This is a genomic window from Helicobacter mehlei (genome assembly GCF_003660265.1).
Lineage (GTDB): Bacteria > Campylobacterota > Campylobacteria > Campylobacterales > Helicobacteraceae > Helicobacter > Helicobacter mehlei.
The window spans coordinates 1-18,062 of the sequence record NZ_QXQP01000025.1; the positions used below are offsets into that span (position 1 = coordinate 1).

General features: G+C 42.0%; 18 protein-coding genes. 3 read left to right on the forward strand and 15 right to left on the reverse strand.

Annotated elements, in window-relative coordinates:
- Positions 1-333 precede the first annotated feature (333 nt).
- Positions 334-1,002, forward strand: a complete 669-nt coding sequence (locus EAO36_RS07220; RefSeq protein WP_162983275.1) for a tetratricopeptide repeat protein — start codon at positions 334-336, stop codon at positions 1,000-1,002.
- Here EAO36_RS07220 and EAO36_RS07225 read toward each other — a convergent pair.
- The 12 genes from EAO36_RS07225 to EAO36_RS07290 all read right to left on the reverse strand — a co-directional run bounded on the left by EAO36_RS07225 (position 999) and on the right by EAO36_RS07290 (position 12,972).
- Entirely contained in the window at positions 999-1,994 is a 996-nt protein-coding gene (locus EAO36_RS07225; RefSeq protein ID WP_235852405.1) for a tetratricopeptide repeat protein, read from the reverse strand. The genes EAO36_RS07220 and EAO36_RS07225 overlap by 4 nt on opposite strands.
- A 10-nt stretch (positions 1,995-2,004) precedes the next feature.
- The gene (locus EAO36_RS07230; RefSeq protein ID WP_162983276.1) at positions 2,005-2,172 is read right to left on the reverse strand and encodes an SEL1-like repeat protein; all 168 of its coding nucleotides are present in this window, start codon (positions 2,170-2,172) and stop codon (positions 2,005-2,007) included.
- Positions 2,141-3,175 (reverse strand): SEL1-like repeat protein, encoded by a 1,035-nt coding sequence (locus EAO36_RS07235; RefSeq protein WP_120955920.1) that lies wholly within the window; start codon positions 3,173-3,175, stop codon positions 2,141-2,143. The genes EAO36_RS07230 and EAO36_RS07235 overlap by 32 nt, the downstream gene beginning before the upstream one ends.
- A 12-nt stretch (positions 3,176-3,187) precedes the next feature.
- Complete coding sequence (locus tag EAO36_RS07240) at positions 3,188-3,484, reverse strand: hypothetical protein (protein WP_120948760.1); 297 nt, start codon at positions 3,482-3,484, stop codon at positions 3,188-3,190.
- 49 nt (positions 3,485-3,533) lie between these two features.
- Complete coding sequence (locus tag EAO36_RS08785) at positions 3,534-4,712, reverse strand: tRNA methyltransferase (protein ID WP_235852406.1); 1,179 nt, start codon at positions 4,710-4,712, stop codon at positions 3,534-3,536.
- Positions 4,709-5,905 (reverse strand): hypothetical protein, encoded by a 1,197-nt coding sequence (locus EAO36_RS08790; RefSeq protein ID WP_235852311.1) that lies wholly within the window; start codon positions 5,903-5,905, stop codon positions 4,709-4,711. Before EAO36_RS08790 ends, EAO36_RS08785 begins: the two co-directional genes overlap by 4 nt.
- Positions 5,906-6,116: 211 nt before the next feature.
- Positions 6,117-7,355 carry a hypothetical protein gene (locus EAO36_RS07255; protein ID WP_120948761.1) on the reverse strand — a complete coding sequence of 413 codons (1,239 nt, stop codon included), beginning with the start codon at positions 7,353-7,355 and terminating at the stop codon, positions 6,117-6,119.
- A 10-nt stretch (positions 7,356-7,365) separates the two neighbouring features.
- Entirely contained in the window at positions 7,366-8,292 is a 927-nt protein-coding gene (locus tag EAO36_RS07260; RefSeq protein WP_120955921.1) for a hypothetical protein, read from the reverse strand.
- 39 nt (positions 8,293-8,331) lie between these two features.
- Positions 8,332-8,700, reverse strand: a complete 369-nt coding sequence (locus EAO36_RS07265; RefSeq protein ID WP_235852407.1) for a hypothetical protein — start codon at positions 8,698-8,700, stop codon at positions 8,332-8,334.
- A 74-nt stretch (positions 8,701-8,774) separates the two neighbouring features.
- The gene (locus tag EAO36_RS07270; protein ID WP_120955922.1) at positions 8,775-10,133 is read right to left on the reverse strand and encodes a hypothetical protein; all 1,359 of its coding nucleotides are present in this window, start codon (positions 10,131-10,133) and stop codon (positions 8,775-8,777) included.
- A 912-nt stretch (positions 10,134-11,045) separates the two neighbouring features.
- Positions 11,046-11,225 (reverse strand): plasmid mobilization protein, encoded by a 180-nt coding sequence (locus tag EAO36_RS09045; protein ID WP_120948788.1) that lies wholly within the window; start codon positions 11,223-11,225, stop codon positions 11,046-11,048.
- A gap of 1,522 nt (positions 11,226-12,747) precedes the next feature.
- Complete coding sequence (locus EAO36_RS07290; protein ID WP_120948787.1) at positions 12,748-12,972, reverse strand: hypothetical protein; 225 nt, start codon at positions 12,970-12,972, stop codon at positions 12,748-12,750.
- A gap of 718 nt (positions 12,973-13,690) precedes the next feature.
- On the opposite strand from EAO36_RS07290, the gene EAO36_RS08800 reads away from it, so the two are divergent.
- Positions 13,691-14,284 carry a tetratricopeptide repeat protein gene (locus EAO36_RS08800; RefSeq protein WP_235852408.1) on the forward strand — a complete coding sequence of 198 codons (594 nt, stop codon included), beginning with the start codon at positions 13,691-13,693 and terminating at the stop codon, positions 14,282-14,284.
- Positions 14,239-14,583: a tetratricopeptide repeat protein gene (locus EAO36_RS08805; RefSeq protein WP_235852409.1), complete on the forward strand. Its 345-nt coding sequence runs from the start codon at positions 14,239-14,241 to the stop codon at positions 14,581-14,583. The genes EAO36_RS08800 and EAO36_RS08805 overlap by 46 nt, the downstream gene beginning before the upstream one ends.
- 27 nt (positions 14,584-14,610) lie before the next feature.
- On the opposite strand, the gene EAO36_RS07300 is transcribed toward EAO36_RS08805, so the two are convergent.
- The 3 genes from EAO36_RS07300 to EAO36_RS08810 are packed head-to-tail and all read right to left on the reverse strand — an operon-like array spanning position 14,611 to position 18,058.
- Entirely contained in the window at positions 14,611-15,705 is a 1,095-nt protein-coding gene (locus EAO36_RS07300) for a hypothetical protein (protein WP_120948785.1), read from the reverse strand.
- Positions 15,705-16,826 carry a hypothetical protein gene (locus EAO36_RS07305; protein WP_162983277.1) on the reverse strand — a complete coding sequence of 374 codons (1,122 nt, stop codon included), beginning with the start codon at positions 16,824-16,826 and terminating at the stop codon, positions 15,705-15,707. The genes EAO36_RS07300 and EAO36_RS07305 overlap by 1 nt, the downstream gene beginning before the upstream one ends.
- Entirely contained in the window at positions 16,823-18,058 is a 1,236-nt protein-coding gene (locus EAO36_RS08810) for a tRNA methyltransferase (RefSeq protein WP_235852411.1), read from the reverse strand. Before EAO36_RS08810 ends, EAO36_RS07305 begins: the two co-directional genes overlap by 4 nt.
- Positions 18,059-18,062 lie beyond the last annotated feature (4 nt).

Below are 18,062 nucleotides of genomic sequence, written 5' to 3' on the forward strand. Positions count from 1 at the left end.
CAGCATGGTGGAAACAGGAATGCAACAGAAACCGCTAAAAATTTTTTGTTGATATAATTTTATAGGATTTTATGCGGTTTTATAGGTTTGTAAGAACGGCAACGTTTAGTATATCTTAACACCGTTTTAGAGGATGGCGACATAGCGAAGCCCAAAAGCACTTTAGAAGTTGTTGCCAAGTCCAAGGGCATCGACTTGCCCGTTTTTAATGGCAGGGTTGTTGAGCTTTTAGGAGCTCTAAAAAATGGGTTTCACTTTGCAGTCTTTGGAGTTGCTAAAAGGCCACACGGCTTAGGCATTTTGTTATCGCCAATCGGCTTCAAAAAGCATATTTTGCGTGTTTTCCTTGTGTGTATGCTAGCATTTGGCGTGGGTTTTGCCAATAGCCAAGCAGATGAATACTATAAGCTCGCAAAGTCTTATATGCACACTAGGGATTATACCCAATCTATCATCTACTGGGAGAAATTAGTAGAACTGGGAGATGCCAGAGGGTTTTACGGACTGGGGTATATGTATGATTTGGGCTATGGTGTCCCCCAAGACTACTCCAAAGCCCTAGAATACTACCAAAAAGCCGCAGAACTAGGAGATGCTCGGGGGTATAGTAGTTTGGGTGTGCTATATGCCAATGGCTATGGTGTAGCCAAAGATGATGCTAAGGCTTTGCAGTATTTCCAAAAAGCCACAGATATGGGGGATGCTGAGGGCTATAATAACTTGGGGTTGGTTTATGCCAAGGGTGTGGGTGTCAATCAAGACTATTTTAAAGCCATCACCTACTTCCAAAAAGCTGCAGAGTTGGGGAGTGCTAGAGGCTATCACAACTTAGGGGTGGCATACAAACTTGGTTTGGGCGTTGCAAAAGATGAAGCAAAAGCACTGCGGTATGTCCAAAAAGCCTGTGCTATGGGGTATCAAAAAGCTTGTCAGCCAAGACAGCACCTGAATCGAGCAATTAGGTTTTCACAGGTTTTACCAAGAGGACAAATTAATTCTTAAAACAAATCACGCAACCAATCCCAAAAGCCCTTTTCCACAGGTTCAGCGGGTTTTTTCCCCGTGATATGATACACAAGGTAACAAGATTCGTAATCACCCATTATGCAAGCCTTGTTGAAATATTTTAAGGCTTTTTGTGTGTCTCGATCCCAATTGTAGGCTTCATAGCCTAGTTCATAACAAGCCGTCCCATACCCCATATCCGCGGATTTTTGGAGGTATTCACGGATTCCGTCGCGATCGTGTGTAAACTTCATCAAACGATAATAAGCGATCGCATAATCTAGTTGCGCCGCCTTTTGGTAGTATTCCTCTGCTTCTTCTTCATACCCCCATGCGCTTTGAAACTTTTTGTCTGCGCTCGCTTCTTCTTTTTTCTGATTATAAAACTCGCCTAGCTCAAAATACCCTCTAGGATCCCCCATCTCCATCACCTTTTTAAAGTAAGCAACGGATTTTTGAGGATCGTTGTAAAAGTCAGGCACCTTATATTGCCGCTGTCCTGCATACAATCTCCCCAAAAAGACATAGGCTTGCACATTCCCCTCTTTGCCTTCCTTTTCCCAAATTTGGCAGGCTTTTTGAAGATATTGTTGGGCTTTTGTTTTATCTTTTAAGACACCTTTTCCATAAAAATACATATACCCTAACCCAAAAAACCCTAATCCATCGCCCATGTCTGCAGCCTTTTGGAAGTATTGGAGCGCTTCTTTGTATTTGACACGATCCTTTCGATATATCTCTCTTCTATCCGGAACTATAAAGCCTGCATAATCCCACCAATTTACATCGAGCATGCCCAAACCGCTAAACCCCCGTCTATCTCCCATTTTGGCTAGTTTAGAAAAATAAATCTTAGCTGTGTGTGCGTCCTCATACTCCCAAGCCCTTATGGCGTAGGCAAAGTAAATATCCGCATCGCTGGCATACACAACCCCTAAGCAACACATCCAAAACAATATAATCTTTAACATGCTTGCAGGTCTAGTCATCATCACTTGGTTATTCCTTATAGCTTCTTCCTCGCGCTTCATCGCAAGAGCCCGAGTCGCCCAAATCACAAGCCTTATCGTAATACTCCATGGTCTTGTCATAATCTTTTGGGACACCATCGCCCCGTTTATACATATCTCCCAAACTAGTAATAGCTTCTTCCCCCTCGCGCTTCATCGCAAGCACCCGAGTCGCCCAAACCACAAGCCTTCCAGTAATAATCCTCGGCCTTGTCATCATCTTTTGGGACACCATCGCCCCGTTTATACATATCTCCCAAACTAGTATTAGCGTCCATACTTCCTAATTCTGCTGCCTTTTTAAGATACTTCAGGGCTTTGGGGATATTTCTTACAGAAGCAGGCAGATTCCAAGTCATTTCAGTGCTATGACTTCTGTAAGCACTCCCTAAAGCATTATAAGCTTCAGCCTTGCTATGGTAAGCTTTTTGGTAATACTCTAAGGCTTTTTGGTCATCTTGGGGGACACCCTCCCCTATCAAATACATGTCTGCTATGGAGAGATACCCATCGCTTGCGTGGAAAGTCTCCCCAATTTCATGTTTATGACCACTGTCTCCAGCTTTTTGGTAGTATTCTATAGCCTTTTGTGCATCCTTGGACACATACCTACCAGACCTATACATATCCCCCAAGATCATACATGCCCCAACATTGCCCATTAGTGCAGATTGTTTGTAATACTGGAGAGCTTTTTTAATATCCTTTGGCGCGCTGTCGCCATATTTATAGAGAGAGCCTAACTCCCGATACGCCTTAGAATTGCCCATTTTCCCAGCCTTGTGGTAGTATTCTAGAGCTTTTGGGAGATTCTTAGCAACCATAAAACCACCACTTTTAAAGCCATACGCATAAAAACCTGCCAATTCTACATACGCTCCCACATTCCCCATTTTGGCAGCTTTTTGGTAATACTGGAAAGCTTTTCTAAAATCTTTTTCCACGCCTCTACCACCAAAATAATACACATCTCCCAAGCCCTTATACCCTCTAGCATCCCCCTCTTTAGCCAGTTTGCTAAAATACTCCAAAGCCTGTAGCATGTCTTCAGTATAGAGACTATCCTTTGCGATGGCGTAATCTCTATCGCGATCGCTTTGGGCATGCATGCTTGCTAACACCAATACACTCACTAGCACCGCTTTAATCACACTAGCCATATCTGCACTCCTTTAATGCTTGGTTTTAGAGTGGGAGTATATCGTCTGTTTAAGGTGCTCAGCCTTAGCGCAATCCTGATGAGTAACCCATCTCCAATCTGTGGGAAAATCCTTGTCTTTGTAGGCATCGCCCAAGAGATAATACCCGTCCGCCTTGCCCTCTGCTTTTTGGTAATATTCTAGGGCTTTTGTGTAATTTTCACTCTTAAAAGCTTTTTGTGCGATCGCAAAATCCAAAGCACCCTCCTTAGCCCGCGCAAACACCCATAGACTGACTAATAACACCCTGTATAAATTCTTAAAGCGCATATTTCTTCCTACAAATTTAAAGCCAAGAGAGCTAAGAGAAGCAAGCGGATCATTTTTGCTCCTTTGTCAAGTGTTCTTGCAACGCCAAACATAGCGCGTTTTTAGATTTAAAGGTTTGAATTTTATCCTTGGGGTCTAAATATACACAAGGGCTATCATCAATAGAAATCAAACGCACGAGGTGTAATTGTTCTTGAATGTCTTTAGCGTTATAAGTTTGGGTTTGAAAGAGTTGTAGGCAGGTTTGCTTAGATTTGGGACTTAAATATTTAGGGCTTAGGCACATGGTGGGGTGATCTTTTAGCGTGTCTTTTAAAATCTTGGGGTTGTCATTTTGTAAGCGGTTGTAAAAAGGGGCGTTGTTTTCTAAGGGGATCATCCGCGCTGCGTAGAGATCAGAGAGGTGTTCTGGGTCTAGGCGTTGGATGTTGTTGCTCACAAATTCATAAAAGTCGTTCTCAAATATAAAGGTTGGAGGTATTTTACTCTTTAGGATCGTATTGATAACTATACCAGCCCAAATACCCCAGTCTAAGCTAAAAATACCCATCAGTGTCTCTATATGATCCATATCTTGGATTAGGCGTTTTCTAAAAGGTTGATGGGGGTCAATGTTTTTTCCTATTGCATCAAGATTGAACGCTAAGATATTGTCAGTACATATGTGAATAATGTTATTAATGTCTCTATCGTTACATTGTTTTTGAGAAATTCCTTTGTGGAGTTGTTTAAGATAGGCGATCGCATCTAGCCCCGCCTTGTGGGCGTTGATCAAGGGCATGTAGAGAAGGGCGATCACATCTAAAAAGGTGTGGGCTGTGGCTTTTGGTTCGTAGTTGCCATTAGGATAATCGATCACATCTAGGACATGGAGCATTTCCATGTCCTTGAGATGGGCTAAGAAAAGCTCTTCTCTTTTGTTTTTGGGTTTAAATTCGTGAAGCAAGGGTATTTGCTTGGCTACAGCTTTGGCTAGGGGGATGGAGGCATCTGTATAATCTTCTATCGCTGATATACGATCGAGTCTAGACATTCTTTCTTCTGGGTCTGTGGGCTCAATTTCTCCAACAGACTTATACATGTAGTCATAGAGTGCTTTAAATGCCTTGAAAAATTCTTGGGTATCTTGGGATTCTTTGGGATTGTCTATTTGAATCATGATGGTCAATACATCTTCTTTGCCCTGTAGATTTACGACCAAGAGAGCCAAGAGAAGCAAGCGGATCATTTAAGCCCCTTTGTGAAGTGCTTTTGTAATGCCAAGCATAGCGCATTGTTAGATTTGAATGCTTGGAGTTTATCTTGGGAGTTCAAATACACACAGGGGGCGTTGTCAATGGAAATCAAACGCAAGGAGTTTAGGTATTTTTGTAAGGGTTTGGGGTTATAGGTGTGTTTTTGGAAGATTTGCAAGCAAACCGCTTTAGCCTCTTTGTTTAAATACTGGGGTTGCAGGCAGGGGGTGGGTTTATCAGGGAGTATCATTTGCATCGCCTCTGTCATGTCCTTGATATACACGCATGAACCCCCACATATTAGTTTATCACGAGGAAAAGCCCTATCTAAATACACATTGTAGATCGTGATCCAATAATCTCCCATGTTGCTGTGTTCTGCATTGAGGTAATTCCCCAAAAAGGTGAGAGCGCGCGCCTTGTAATAGTCTAGCCATAAATTGATAGTCCGCACCTCAATCCCCAAAAGGCGTGCATTTTGCGCATTCAAAAAGTTTTGCTCCTCTAAGTTGTGATCATAAACACCAAAACCACGCACCAATTTATAGAATTTATTGGTGGTTTGGACATCTTTTAAAAAGGCACGGGCTGGAGGGGAATCTGCCTTGATGTATGTATAGCCTAGCATATATTGCTGGTGCAAAACGCTATTCTTAAGGATGGGGTAAAGCCATGGACTCTCAAGATGATTTTGCAATCCCTCTAAATAGTCCGTTATATCCAAACCCTGATGGTAAGCCTCTATTAAGGGCGCATAGATCAATGCCAAACCCTTTAAAAAATCTTGGGTGTTTTGCTCAGTTTCAAAAGGTTTTAAAGCTAGAGTAGAATCCTCTCTACAATCAATATCAGGGATAGAGGCGCGCAAGAATTTAAAGAGTTGGAGCATCTCAAGGGCTTTAAGCGCTTGGATCATTTGGGCTTGCTTGGGGTCTTTGGGTTTGAGGGATTGTAAAAGCGGGGTGTGATTGACAAAAGCTTGTAGGTGCTCTAAAAGTGGGGTGATGTCCTTTTTTATCGCATCTAAGTAGAGATGCCCATTACAGCCATGATCTTTTTTCTCTTGAATGGCTCTTTGATACATGTTTGCCATCAATGCGCGGGCTTGTTGCATTTCTTGGACCAAATTAACGCTGACAGCCCATAGGGGACTTATGAGTAGAAGGATGCCTATTAAGCGGATCATTGAAACTCCTTTATAAGTGCTTGGCTATGGTAAAGATTCATAGTAGCTATCTAGCAAAATTACAGGTTTTTGGCTAAAAGCGTGGCAAGCTTCTTGCCCATTACTATCAAAATCCATTGCCATCAGGCGACCATTCTACTTTATTTGCCTCAAGATATAACAGAAAAGTCAAGGACTCTAAGTGGAATTGGATATTAAAATTGCGTGCTCCCTAGATTGGATGGATTAGATTTTCAAAATTGCCATTGTGCAGGCTCTCAAAGAAGGTTTGCAAAGAAATAGGGTTTTGATTTTGGGGGTCGTCCTCGCTTTGGCGGTAAAAAATTTGGGTGCGCAATACCGATGTGTCATAATCCAAATCATAACAACTCCCCCGACAGGTAAGCACTTCTTGGCTATATTGGTGCAAATAAAACTGATTGCCAACCAGCTTGAAGGTGAAATAATCCCTATAAGCAAGATCACTACCCGGCTTTAACTTATCGCTCAAACGGAGAGTAAAAAAAGCCCCTTTGATGAAAAGTTGCATGCCCACACCTAATCCCTTCCTATCAGTGCAAAACCCACGCTCTAAGTGTTTAGCGTGCAAAATACCCATGCAGGTGTAATAATGTGTGCCCCAATGATTAAAATCTGCAAAAATAAAGGTGTAAGTTTCTTGATGGTGTGTCATGATTTGCATGTGAGCTGTGAATTTCTTGGTGTTTTTGCCTTTTAAATAAGTGGCTAACCATTGTTGCACCTGATCGTGCGCCTTTTTAAGTTCTGGCTTGAGCCATCTACCCCTTTGATCGATCAAATTATCCTGTGCCACCTGCCCCATAAAAGTATATGAGTAGCCATAGTCAGTAGGGTCTCTATTGGCTAATGCCTCTTTGTCTTTGCTCACAAAAATGAGTTTGCGATATTTTGACGCATTAGGATAGAAAAATTGCGCAAAAATGGGCGCGTATGTAGGATTGTTGAAGAGTAGGCGCGTGATCTCTTGAAAAGCACTGAGATAATTCTCCTCCATACATCTGATTTCTTCAAAAAGAGGCATGGTGTGCAGATTGATGTTCTCTTTTTCTGCCAAGCTGTATTGCTCATGCATGGTGGCACTGCATGCTTTACTCTCCTTATTAATGTATTTTAGGGAAATCTGGCGCACCTTTTGGCGATCCTTTTGGCTCACGCGCGCACGCACATATTGGTAATAATCTGCATAAAAACGATGGAGCATGGTTAAAGCAATGTTACTAAACTCTGTCATGCCTCCAGCAGAGACATCGCAGATCACCTGATCGTGCAGGGCTCGATCTTTAGATTTATAGTGATCACAAAACCACTCCGGATAGGTAGCTTGGATATGCGCATTAGACCTGCCATCACCCAGCCAAAGCACCTCTTCTTCAAAACTAAAGGCACAGGCGATTCGCAGACATAATAAAAAAACGACAACCCAACGCATAAAACCTCCTTTAATCAGTGCTATACAAACAACGCCCTTGCGTGTATATATTCTTATCGCACACCTCATGCAAGGCTTTGGGATTAAGATACTGACATTTTTGACTCCTAAAACACGCTTCTCTTAGCCTATACAAGAGTGCATCCCTGCCAAAAAAATCCATGTAGTCGTTATCTCCTCCTACATAATCATCTAGCCCCTCCTTGCCCCAAAAATATAAAAAATCTTGCATAGAAATTCTAAATTTGCCCTGTGGATCATCCCTAGGTTGGCTGTAATAAAGATGGCTACCAAGCAATTTCATCGGATCGCATCCTAAAAAACAATAGAGATAAGCTAGACCAGGATCGGGACACTCGTGCGCATTATCTGGATCGTGGCAGGAAAAAACTTGTTTGCTATAAGTGCGCAGATAAAAACGCCCCCGCAACATTTCAAAGGCATATTGATCGACGGAGTAATGATCATCGATTTCAACCTCTTGGTATTTTGCTGAGATCACCAAGAGATTATTTTTAACCTCAATGTCTAGGGGTGTGTCGGTGCAAAAGCCCTTAGATAATTGTCCCTTATGCAAAATGCCCATGCATGTGCGCACGCCATCAGAGGCTTGAGCCCCCACAAACAAAGCACAACCCCGATAAAAAATCAAAGTGTAGGCTTTGGACTTGTCGGGTTTGTCATGGGGGGTTTTGCTTAATGTGCGGGCATCTTCTTGATCGTAGATTGTTTCGCTCCACTGCAAGCTATCGTCATTGTGGATACATGAATCCCCTTTTGCTATCACATCCACATCTCTTTTCCAATAGTCATTTACCCATTTTTTCACCACTGCTTGCGCCTCTTTGAGTTCTAAGGCGTGTAGGCTGTGCCAAGAGAGGCACAAACTAAAGATAAAGACTAACGCCCTTGTAAAAATCTTTTGTGTGTCTCTCATGGGTCTTAGTGTAGTTTGGATTTTTAAGCTCAGAGTAAATTATTGAGGGGTTTTAGGATGTTTGATGGCAAAATAGGCATTGATGTCTTCCTCAAATAGGTTGAGGAAAAATTTGATAGGCTTGCCTTGTGCATAAAGCCAATAACCCCATTTATTATCCATTTTAACTCTTTGTTTGGGTGTAACTAAATAATTATAACCTTCATCCACAACGACATAGGGGATATGATTAGCCTTCGCATAGCTCATAACATCATAGTTTTCATAGTTGGCATCATCAGCCATCACATAAAAAGCTTCCTCGCCCATTTCTTTTTTGGTTTGGGCAATCTCTGCATCGCTAAGATTAGCCGTGATAATACATCTTTGGCAGTGGATCACAAAATCCTTAGCCTCAAGACACATCATGGTTAATACAACGAACACGCATCTGACAAACATAACACGCTCACTAATGGTTGGATTTGGGTGAAAATTTACCACTATTTAGTTCTCCTAACCCCCCGGCACAAACCCCTTTGCAAACAACTCTCTTGCATACGCGCTTTGATGGCTTGGTTGCCAAAGTCTCCTCTGGGCATATTATCTACAAACTCTTGCATAGAAATTCTATGTTTGCCTTCTGGATCGTCTCTAGGTTGGCGGTAAAAAATTTGGGTCATGAGGTGCTCAGAATTTCCCCTATCCCAATCACAATCTGTGGCATAAAAAACCTCACGGCTATATTGGTGCAAATAAAACTGACCCTCTATCAATCTAAAGGTGTAATAATCTATATGAGGGGTGTAGTAAGATTGACTGCCACACTTTAAATCCTGCTTGATGCTCAGAGTGAAGAAAGGCGATTTGAAAGTGTAGGAGATACGCTTGTATGTGTAATCTCCACGCTGCTCCATACAAAAGGCGCGCTGTAATTGCCCTTGGCGCAAAATGCCCAAACAAGAGTGGTAAGGGAATTCATTAGGAGGGGAGTCTCTTAGCCATATCTCTAAGATGAAGGTATAGACATCTTGCCCTTGTTTGAGGGTTTTAGTATCTGAGATATAGCCTTGAGAGAGATCGCGCGGGTTGTAATCTTTAGGCAAGTTCTTATCTTGCCCTTGTAGGTAGGCTGTGAGCCATTGGCGCACATTCCTATGCGCTTCTCTAATTTCTGGGGCTAGCCACTTGCCATTTTTATCCATCAAATCATCTTGGGCGGCTTGATCAGAGAATTGATTCATGGGAGGGTAGTCCTGTGTGTTTAAAATGAGCTTGTGGTATTTTTGGGGATCGGTATAGAAAAAGTTTTTAAAAATGGGGGTGTATTGGGGGTTAGCAAAGAGCAGGGCACTAATTTGTCTAAACGCATTAGCATAGGCATCTTCCATGCAATTGCTAACCTCCATAGGGTAGTAACCGGGTGGAGGAGGGGGGTCTTCAGGGCTCTCTTGTGGCCAATTCTCTAAGTTTGCCTCTGTCTCTTTGATACATTCCTTGCTCCTTTGATGGATTGCCTTTAAAGAAATTTGGCGCACCTTTTGGCGATCTTGTGGGCTCACCCCTGCACGCACTTGGTGGTAAAAATCGCTGTAAAAGCGATTGAGAATAGCTAGATTAATGTCTCCTGAATCCCGAGCATTGCCATAGATGTCGCATATCACCTTATCTTGCAACGCCTCATCTTTGATCAAATCCCCCGGGCAAGTGTCCGCCCTAGGTCCATCATATTCCTCATAGATGGCTAAGTTAAGATTAAAAGCATGGATGGGGTTTAAAAAAACACTGAGCAAACAGAGAGCGTATAAGAATGATTTTAGTGTGGCAACACTGGGAGGTGTAGAGTTAAAAATATTTAGCATAAGAGATACCCTTAAGTCTTAGCAAATTTTGAAAGATGCTTTTCTTACAATTAAGTCCATGATAGCATACTAACCTCTTAACGATTAAACTAGGATGGACGAATGGCAACCTATAAGGGGAAACCCCGCCTCAATAGACGGGGAACTTGCTACGCGCCCTTATCGTTTAAATTTAACGATGACTTTAAGTCCCCAAAAAAAACTCAAAATAGAATGTGGGCACAATGTTTTTGCTAGCTTGCGCCGCATAGCAAACCCCTTTTTTAGATAGGTCACCTTTCTAGTGCGGTTTTATCTGCCTAATCTTTCTCTGCATTAGCATTTTGATCTAGTTTGTTGCTTGATTTGCTGTGTGTATATTTTTCGTGTCTTGTTTAGACTTCATCCTTTTTGTCGGTTTTGCTTTTATCGGATAATTGGGGCTCAAGTAAGCTATATTTTAAGTATAGCACCCACTCTACTTTAGTGCAAACACAAAGAATCCAGCTATGCCGTTTCTAGTCCCTATACTATCAAGATCAAACACACCTACGGCTTATCTGGTACATTATCCTGATCTTGCAGCCTATCTGGCATAATTTGCAAAGGAAGTGTCTTAGATCTGCCTTTCCTTGGAGATTCTAAAGGTTGAGTTTGGTGTAATTCTTCCATAAAGCAGTCTGTGCGTAGTCTAAAGGGCTCATTTTGACTAACCAGTCTTTCCTTTTCTGTTTTCCACATCTTTCCCATTGCTTTGTATTTTTCGCACGCTGTTTGTGCCTTTGGACTGACTTGGTTCTGTACCGGTGCCTTTTGAACCCTTGTGTGGGTTCTTGTGCCTGAGTGTGAATTTTTTTCAGTTGTTGTTCCAAGTGTTTAAACCCGCTTTCTTGTTTCAATAACACTTTTTGGATTGGTGCTGATATTTTTTCTCTAAATTATCTTCAAAAGCTTGTAGCCGTGTTCCTGTTGTTTTCGAAATTCTTGTAAATCTTGTGGGGCCACATTGTTCTGTTGATTCAAGGTACAGAAACATAGATATTCAGAAACATTCAATCCTTTTTCTTGTGCTTTGTGCTTGATCTGTTCTAACTCATTAGGCGTGAAACGCACATAAAACTTAAGGTTTTATTCTCTTTAAACATGACTTGGAGTTCTTAAAACAAGAAAAAATTTGTTCATACAGGCATTATAGACCAAGACATTTGTATATACAACATTGCATATACAAACTTGTAGGTATTAAGCCCCTAAAATATGTACAAATGCCATACGTTTGTATATACAAAAAATCGCCCTCCATAGAGTGATTTCTTAGGGTGTTTTGCAGGATAAGATGATAATTTTTGTTTTGTTTGCACGCACCAATGTGGCTTGGTTGTTCTCTAGCACCGGCAGTCCTTACTTGTGTTGCACCCGCTCTCCTGCACCCCATTTTTGTTGTGATTGAAAAATCGCATCTCCTAAAAATCTTTTAAAGCCCGTTAGCCAACCACAGAGTGACTTAATAAGGTTATCTGCCATAACAGATTGTGGAATTTTAATTATATGGCATAATAGACCATATCCCTAGTTCTCACTAGAGACCAGAGCTTACTGCTAGTTAGTAAGTTGCCCTGTCCTAGTTGCAGGGAATATTAATCAATCACCGTGCTTTTGGTCTCGTCCTTGATGTTTTTAAGCGTTTCATTGCTCACTTGAGCGATTTTAGTGCACCTACGCTTGGTGCCAACACTCTTATTTGGTGCATAGGACAATTTGTTCTATGCCGTTGTTGTCTGTAAAAACACAGTGGTAGGGCATGTGCTTTTTGTGTGTTTGGCTAGAAAGGGGAACGCCTAGAAATAGCTCATTGGATAAAAGCTTGACGACCAGCACGGGGCGTGTGAAGTTTGCAGACTTCCCATAGACCTCATGCCCGATATTTCGACCGATACATAACCAATAGATATTACCAGTGATAGCCTTATGTGGCGGATTCTTATCAAGTTTTTTCTTTTGTGTGTTCCATCTATCAAATTTCCTCCATTGCTATTTCCCAATGATTTTCATCTTTTGTATATTTGTTTCATAATAAACCCTAGCTTATGATACCCCCCACTCCCCCTTTGCTTTTGTTCTTTAGCCAACGCTACTTGGGGTAATTCCTCTTTGAGGCGCGCAAGGTTGGTTAAAGCGTTACTTACCTTAATCTCTAATTCTTGTGCCATTCCGGGGTTTATTGTGTTGATTTGGTGGATTGTACCTGTGCCCCCTAGTGTTTTCTAAAATTCCTAAATTGCTTTGTGCGGTTTTTAATTGTGCTTTTGTATTTTCAAGTTCTGTCTTTGCATTCTCCAAAGTCTTTTGTGAAGCCTCTAGTGCGGCTTGTGTGTTTTCTAAACTCTCTTTGAGACGGACATTTTCAATGTTTTTTGTTTCAGAGATTCATTGTTTTTCTTGGCTTTTTCTACTTCTTGCTTGCTATCCTCTTTATCCTTTTTTAAAGCATTCACTTTATCTTGCAACTGCTGTTGATTGTATTTAAGTGTGTTGATTTGTCTTTAGGCTTGATTGAGTTCTGCACCATGCTCCGCACTGCTCTTAAACTCTATAGTGAGTTCTCTAATAGCAGTGCTCACACGCTCTTCTGCTTTTAAGAGAGTGCCACAAGCTTGCTCGTGGATAGTTTGCACCTCTTGACCGTGTTTTTGAGGAGGGTATCTGCTAAATCTTTTTTGATGGCTTGTTCGCGTCTGTTAAGTTCTCTATAACCCGTCTTAGCCTTGATAGGGTCATAGTCCAGTTTGTATTCTTTTTTAACACCTTTGCCAAAGAGTCTGGCTACGGCATTGATGACTGTGTGTTTGCCTGCTAGCATCTCTTTTCAACAAAGTACACACGCTGGCTTGTTGGATCATCTCTTCTTAGCATTGTTTGTTGATGCTGGCAATCTTGGCATTACTACAGGGGTTATATACTTTTCAATGAGGGCTATAGCTTGTTTTTCAAAAGTCTTGATGTGTGCTTGGTGCTTGAGCGCACCTTTAGACTATTTATCTCTTGTTGCATTGCCTGCAGGGCTTGGGCGTGTTCTTGTTCTATAGTTTGTATTTGCTCTCTTAGTTCTATGTTGGTGGCTTCTGTATTGTTGGCCCTAGTTTCTGCATTTCCTACTTTAGCGGTGAGTTTTTGGTTTCTAGTATCAAGTTCTTGGGTCTTGTCCGCTTGTGTTTGCAGTTTTTTAATCCTTGCCTCAAGTTTTGTTTTAGCGTCTTGAGGTGTGTTGCACTTGCCCCCACCAGCAAGCTCACAGAGTCCTTTTAAATCATTTTCAAGGTTAGTTTTATCAGTTCTAAAGTTGTCCTTATCGCTCTTGGGTTGCCCCCCAGCCCCACGTAAAACCCACCCACCACCAACCCATTAAAAAATCCGCTCAGCGTGCAACTAAAAGACCAGCTTATGTATTTGTAAATCTACATAATAGGCAGAAAGGACAAAGAGCCTAAAATCATTTCACTAATCAATGCTGATGCGAATGACAAGTCTTAGCCAGCCACGCGCCCACCACACCGCACACCAATAGAGTGAAAAAGGGCATGGGCACCAATATCAGCCCTATTGACACTAAAGGCTTGATTTTAGCATTAAGAGTTTCAAAGCTTCTTTGCTTTACCATGGCTTTTTCACTAAAGGCAATGAATCAAGGAATAAAAATGACAAATTTAATCAAAAGCATCCTCAGGTTAGCGTTGATCGGTTTGTGTTGTTTGGGGAGTGTGTATGCGAGTAAAGAGGCAGATCAATACTACTTTATTGCAGAAAAAGCCCTTAATCACGACTTTGACGATCAAAAGGCTTTTAAATACTATCAAAAGCTAGCTGATATGGGAGATTCTAGGGGTTATGTGGGTCTAGGGTATTTATATAGCAAGTCTATAAGGGTTGGTATAGATTATTCCAAAGCCATAGCATACCTTAAAAAAGCAGGGACTATGGGGAATGCTGAGGGTTATTTCTTTTTGGGGGGGATATATAGCACCCATAGCACTTGGTATGATGCCCCTAAAGATGACTCTAAAGCCGCACAATACTATAAAAAAGCAGGGATATGGGGAATGGGGAGGCTTATTTTCTTTTGGGATGGATGTACCGTTATAAAGAGGTTCGCGCAGACACTTCTAAAATCATAGAATGCTTTCAAAAAGCAGGCGATCTAGGATACAGCAAGGGTTATTTGGTTTTGGGGAGCATGTATGCCTATGGAATGTATGTTTCTACAAATTACACTAAAGCCGCTGTCTATTACCAAAAAGCAATTGATTTAGGCAATCCTGATGGTTATTCGAGTTTGGGGGATTTATACAATCAGAAACAAGACACTAATAAGGCTCTAGAATACTACCAAAAGGCTTGTAAAAAAGGTGAAGACGAAGTTGATTGTGAGGAAGCTGAAGCATTAGAACACCAGCTCTCTTTGAAAAAGAAATAATCTTTTAAGCCCACAAAAAGGCACGCCTCACAGCCCGTTCTGTAATGCCACACAAAAAGGGTTTTTAGATTTGAATTTTTGGAGCTTACCCTGTGCGTTATGGGCTAAACACGGGCTGTTATCCACATTGACAAGGGGGATAGTCTGCAAATAGCCGATAATCTTAAAATAGTCTTCTATGGTTTGGGTTTTGTAAGTGCCTTTTTGCAAGATGTCTAGACAAGCTTGTTTGAATTTTTGGCGTAAATACTTAGGCTTGAAGCAAAGTTGGGGGTGTTTTTGCAGAGTGGGGATATTTAGCTGTGGTCTAGAGAGGGGATCATCAAAGGTGTAGTAATAGCTCTCATAGAGAAACTCGGCTAGCCGCACGCCATATTGGGCATAATAGGGGGCGTAGAGTTTTTGGTAGTCCTTTGTATCAACGGCATCCCCGCCATTGCTTTCAAAACCTAGATTGTTGATCGCATAAGTATTGGCATAGCCCCAACTGAGCAACTCGCCCAAGAGGGCTTGTGTATCCCCTCCCTTGATCAAGCGGTAAGCCAATTCGACTATTTTAAAATCCTTAAAAAAGGCTTGCACAGGCAACATAGGCTTGGGCTTAACTTGTCTGTTAGCCGTAAAATAGTGCACCGTGTCATCCCAGCTCTTAGGATCAGAGGGGAGCGTGCGTAGAGCCTTGATATATGCATTTAAATCCAAACCTTGCTTATGCGCCTCAATCAAAGGACCATAGATAAAATCCAGTACTTTTAAGTAGTCATTTATCACTTGAGATAAAGGGGGTTTTTTATCTGGATCTGCGGTGTAACCTGCAATCAATGCAAAGAGATGGAGCATCTCAAAGTTTTTAAGCCAACCCACAAAGTGCGCTTCTTGCTCATCGCGGGGGTTAAACTCTTGCAAGGGGGGGACTTGGTTAAAAAATTCTAGCCCAAGTTTTTGTATTGTGGGTAAAGAATTGATCACAGCGTCATCGCTACTCAGATCGTCCTCAGGGCTTGTAGTGGCTGTGGCAGTTGCCATTGTAGTTTGTATTTTTTGGGCAATGTCTAGCAAAGCAGGGGGGGTTTTTGCCCCCAAAAAAGCCCCCAACAATAGGGCAATGGCAAGAAAACGCATTAAAACTCCTTTTTAAAGCTAGTTTGTAGGGCTTGGCAAAAAGCGTCTTTGGTGTAGAAAAATAGGGGTTGTTGGTTGGTGTCTAAAGCCACGCAGGGGGCATTATCCATAATGAGAATTCCTAATAACTCTAGCTGTGCTTTAAATTCAGGATGGGGCTGGCTCAAGAGGGTTTGGCATGCTTGTTGGAGTGGTGGGTTTAAATAGTTGGGGTTGAGGCAGATTGTGGGGCGTTGTTGTAGGATTTCAGGCGTGATATCTTGCAAATCCACATAAGCATCGATGTCTTGGATCACCCGCAATACACGCACCGCATAAAGGTTTTGCATGGCATCAAAGGGGGCCAATTGGGGGTTATTGGCTAAGTTTTTGGCAAAGATTCCGTGTTTTTCCATATAACCGGCATCTTGGTTTAACATGGAGGCGATCAACGCTTTAAACCAATCGTTAAAGATGTCCCAAGCCCCATGGGGTTTATAAAGGTAGGCCACATCATCCACCAAATTTTGTGCAATGCCATCGGGATTAAAACAGAGATAATCTTTCATGGCAGAACCATAAATTCCTAGCACATTGTAGGCATCTAAACGGCGTTGGGGCACTGGGCTTTTGGCAAGATAGTGCAAATAGGCATCCATCTCTAAACCCCCTCTTTTAGCATCAAAAAAGGGTTTGTAGAAAAAATTAAGAGTTTCTAAGAACCTTTGCGCCATCTTGGGGATTGGCGTATCACTAAACATCCCAATCAAATGCATCGCTTCAAATGTTTTGGCATGGTCTAAAAAATCTTCTTCATACGCATTAGCGGGCTTAAAAGTTTTAAACAAGGGGACTTGATCCATGGCCGTGTGCGCTAGTTTCCATATTTTGTCTGAATCCAAATTCTTTTGCAGGGTGCTTAAGTAGGTGGAATAGGGCATGCCTTGCGGGGGGATGAGTTTGGATGTTTTGTCCTTGGCTGTTTGCAAGGTCTGCTGTAGGGTTGTGAGCGTTTGGATAAAAGAGGGGGGGAGGGTGATTAGGGATTCTGGAGGGTTATCTATTTTAATAGAGATAGTTAGGGTATCTTCTTTTGCCTGCAGATTTAAGACCAAGAAAGCTAGGAAAAATAGCCGAATCATTTAAGCCCCTTTTCTAAGTGTTTTTGCAACGCCAAACATAGCGCATTGCTAGACTTAAACACTTGGAGTTTGTTCTTAGAATCTAAATACACACAGGGGTCATCATCAATAGAAATCAAACGCACAAGGTGTAATTGATCTTGAATATCCTTAGCGTTGTAGCTTTGGGTTTTAAAGAGTTGTAGGCAGGTTTGCTCAGATTTTGGGCTTAAATATTTAGGGCTTAGGCACATGGTGGGGTGATCTTTTAGCGTGTCTTTTAAAATCTTGGGGTTGTCATTTTGTAAGCGATCGTAAAAAAGGGCGTTGTGGCTTAAGACTAGGAGGCGGGCTAGATAGAGGGTAGAGAGGCGGTTGGAATCTATTCTCTGTTGGTAGTGGTGTAAAAAATCTCCATAAATATTGTCATCGGCATAATAGGCGGGCGGAACATCTTTATTGTTTTCTTTATCATCGCCTAAAAGGTGTGCCAGAGTTAAGCGTTCCCACAAACCTCGTGAAGAGATATCTGGTTTGAAAAACTTATAGGCATCATCTAGATTCTTTAAGGCTCTGTGCAATTTCTCAAGCGATTGATTGTCCGAGATATTATATCCACCGGCACTAAGAGTCGCATGCGCGCGCGCCATGCATGTTTTCTTGTCATCGTCATCATCTGGCTTAGGTAGGGTGGGATCGCACTTCTTTTCATCAACCAATATATGCTGGAGTTCTTTAAGATAGGCGATGGGGTCCAACCCTGCCTTTTTAGCATTGAAAAGCGGGGCATAGATCAGGGTTGCCGTGTCCAAGAATTGTTGTGCCGCCATGGTACTTTTAGGGTGATAGGAATCGTCATTTTTGCTTTGATGCTTGTCGATCGTGTCCAAGGCGCGCAACATCTCCCGTTGTTCCAAATGCGCTAAAAACTGCGTTTCTGCTTTATTCTTGGGCTTAAATTCTTGGTATAAGGGTATTTGTTGGATCGCTGTTTGGGCTAAGGGGATCACCCCTTTTATATAGCCCGGAATTTGCCCCGCAACCCGCATAAATTTCCATCCCCCATCCATGTCCAGACCGCTTATGATTTTTCGATTCGGTTGATCCATGTAATGATAAAGTGCCCTAAATGCCTTAGAAAAGGGGGTTCTCTGTATGAAATGTTCTTGCAACGCCAAACAAAGGGCATTTTTAGATCGAAGTGCTTGGAGCTTGTCCTTAGGGTCTAAATACAGGCAAGGAATTGTATCGATGGAG

Excerpts from the sequence above, each read along its gene's own strand:
- EAO36_RS07300 (WP_120948785.1), bottom strand. The coding sequence starts at position 15,705 with ATGCGTTTTCTTGCCATTGCCCTATTGTTGGGGGCTTTTTTGGGGGCA.
- EAO36_RS07260 (WP_120955921.1), bottom strand. The coding sequence starts at position 8,292 with ATGAGAGACACACAAAAGATTTTTACAAGGGCGTTAGTCTTTATCTTT.
- EAO36_RS07305 (WP_162983277.1), bottom strand. The coding sequence starts at position 16,826 with ATGATTCGGCTATTTTTCCTAGCTTTCTTGGTCTTAAATCTGCAGGCA.
- EAO36_RS07255 (WP_120948761.1), bottom strand. The coding sequence starts at position 7,355 with ATGCGTTGGGTTGTCGTTTTTTTATTATGTCTGCGAATCGCCTGTGCC.
- EAO36_RS07240 (WP_120948760.1), bottom strand. The coding sequence starts at position 3,484 with ATGCGCTTTAAGAATTTATACAGGGTGTTATTAGTCAGTCTATGGGTG.
- EAO36_RS07225 (WP_235852405.1), bottom strand. The coding sequence starts at position 1,994 with ATGACTAGACCTGCAAGCATGTTAAAGATTATATTGTTTTGGATGTGT.
- EAO36_RS07270 (WP_120955922.1), bottom strand. The coding sequence starts at position 10,133 with ATGCTAAATATTTTTAACTCTACACCTCCCAGTGTTGCCACACTAAAA.
- EAO36_RS07230 (WP_162983276.1), bottom strand. The coding sequence starts at position 2,172 with ATGAAGCGCGAGGGGGAAGAAGCTATTACTAGTTTGGGAGATATGTAT.
- EAO36_RS07235 (WP_120955920.1), bottom strand. The coding sequence starts at position 3,175 with ATGGCTAGTGTGATTAAAGCGGTGCTAGTGAGTGTATTGGTGTTAGCA.
- EAO36_RS08800 (WP_235852408.1), top strand. The coding sequence starts at position 13,691 with ATGGGCACCAATATCAGCCCTATTGACACTAAAGGCTTGATTTTAGCA.
- EAO36_RS07290 (WP_120948787.1), bottom strand. The coding sequence starts at position 12,972 with ATGCTAGCAGGCAAACACACAGTCATCAATGCCGTAGCCAGACTCTTT.
- EAO36_RS08785 (WP_235852406.1), bottom strand. The coding sequence starts at position 4,712 with ATGATCCGCTTGCTTCTCTTGGCTCTCTTGGTCGTAAATCTACAGGGC.
- EAO36_RS08790 (WP_235852311.1), bottom strand. The coding sequence starts at position 5,905 with ATGATCCGCTTAATAGGCATCCTTCTACTCATAAGTCCCCTATGGGCT.
- EAO36_RS07265 (WP_235852407.1), bottom strand. The coding sequence starts at position 8,700 with ATGATGTGTCTTGAGGCTAAGGATTTTGTGATCCACTGCCAAAGATGT.
- EAO36_RS08805 (WP_235852409.1), top strand. The coding sequence starts at position 14,239 with ATGTACCGTTATAAAGAGGTTCGCGCAGACACTTCTAAAATCATAGAA.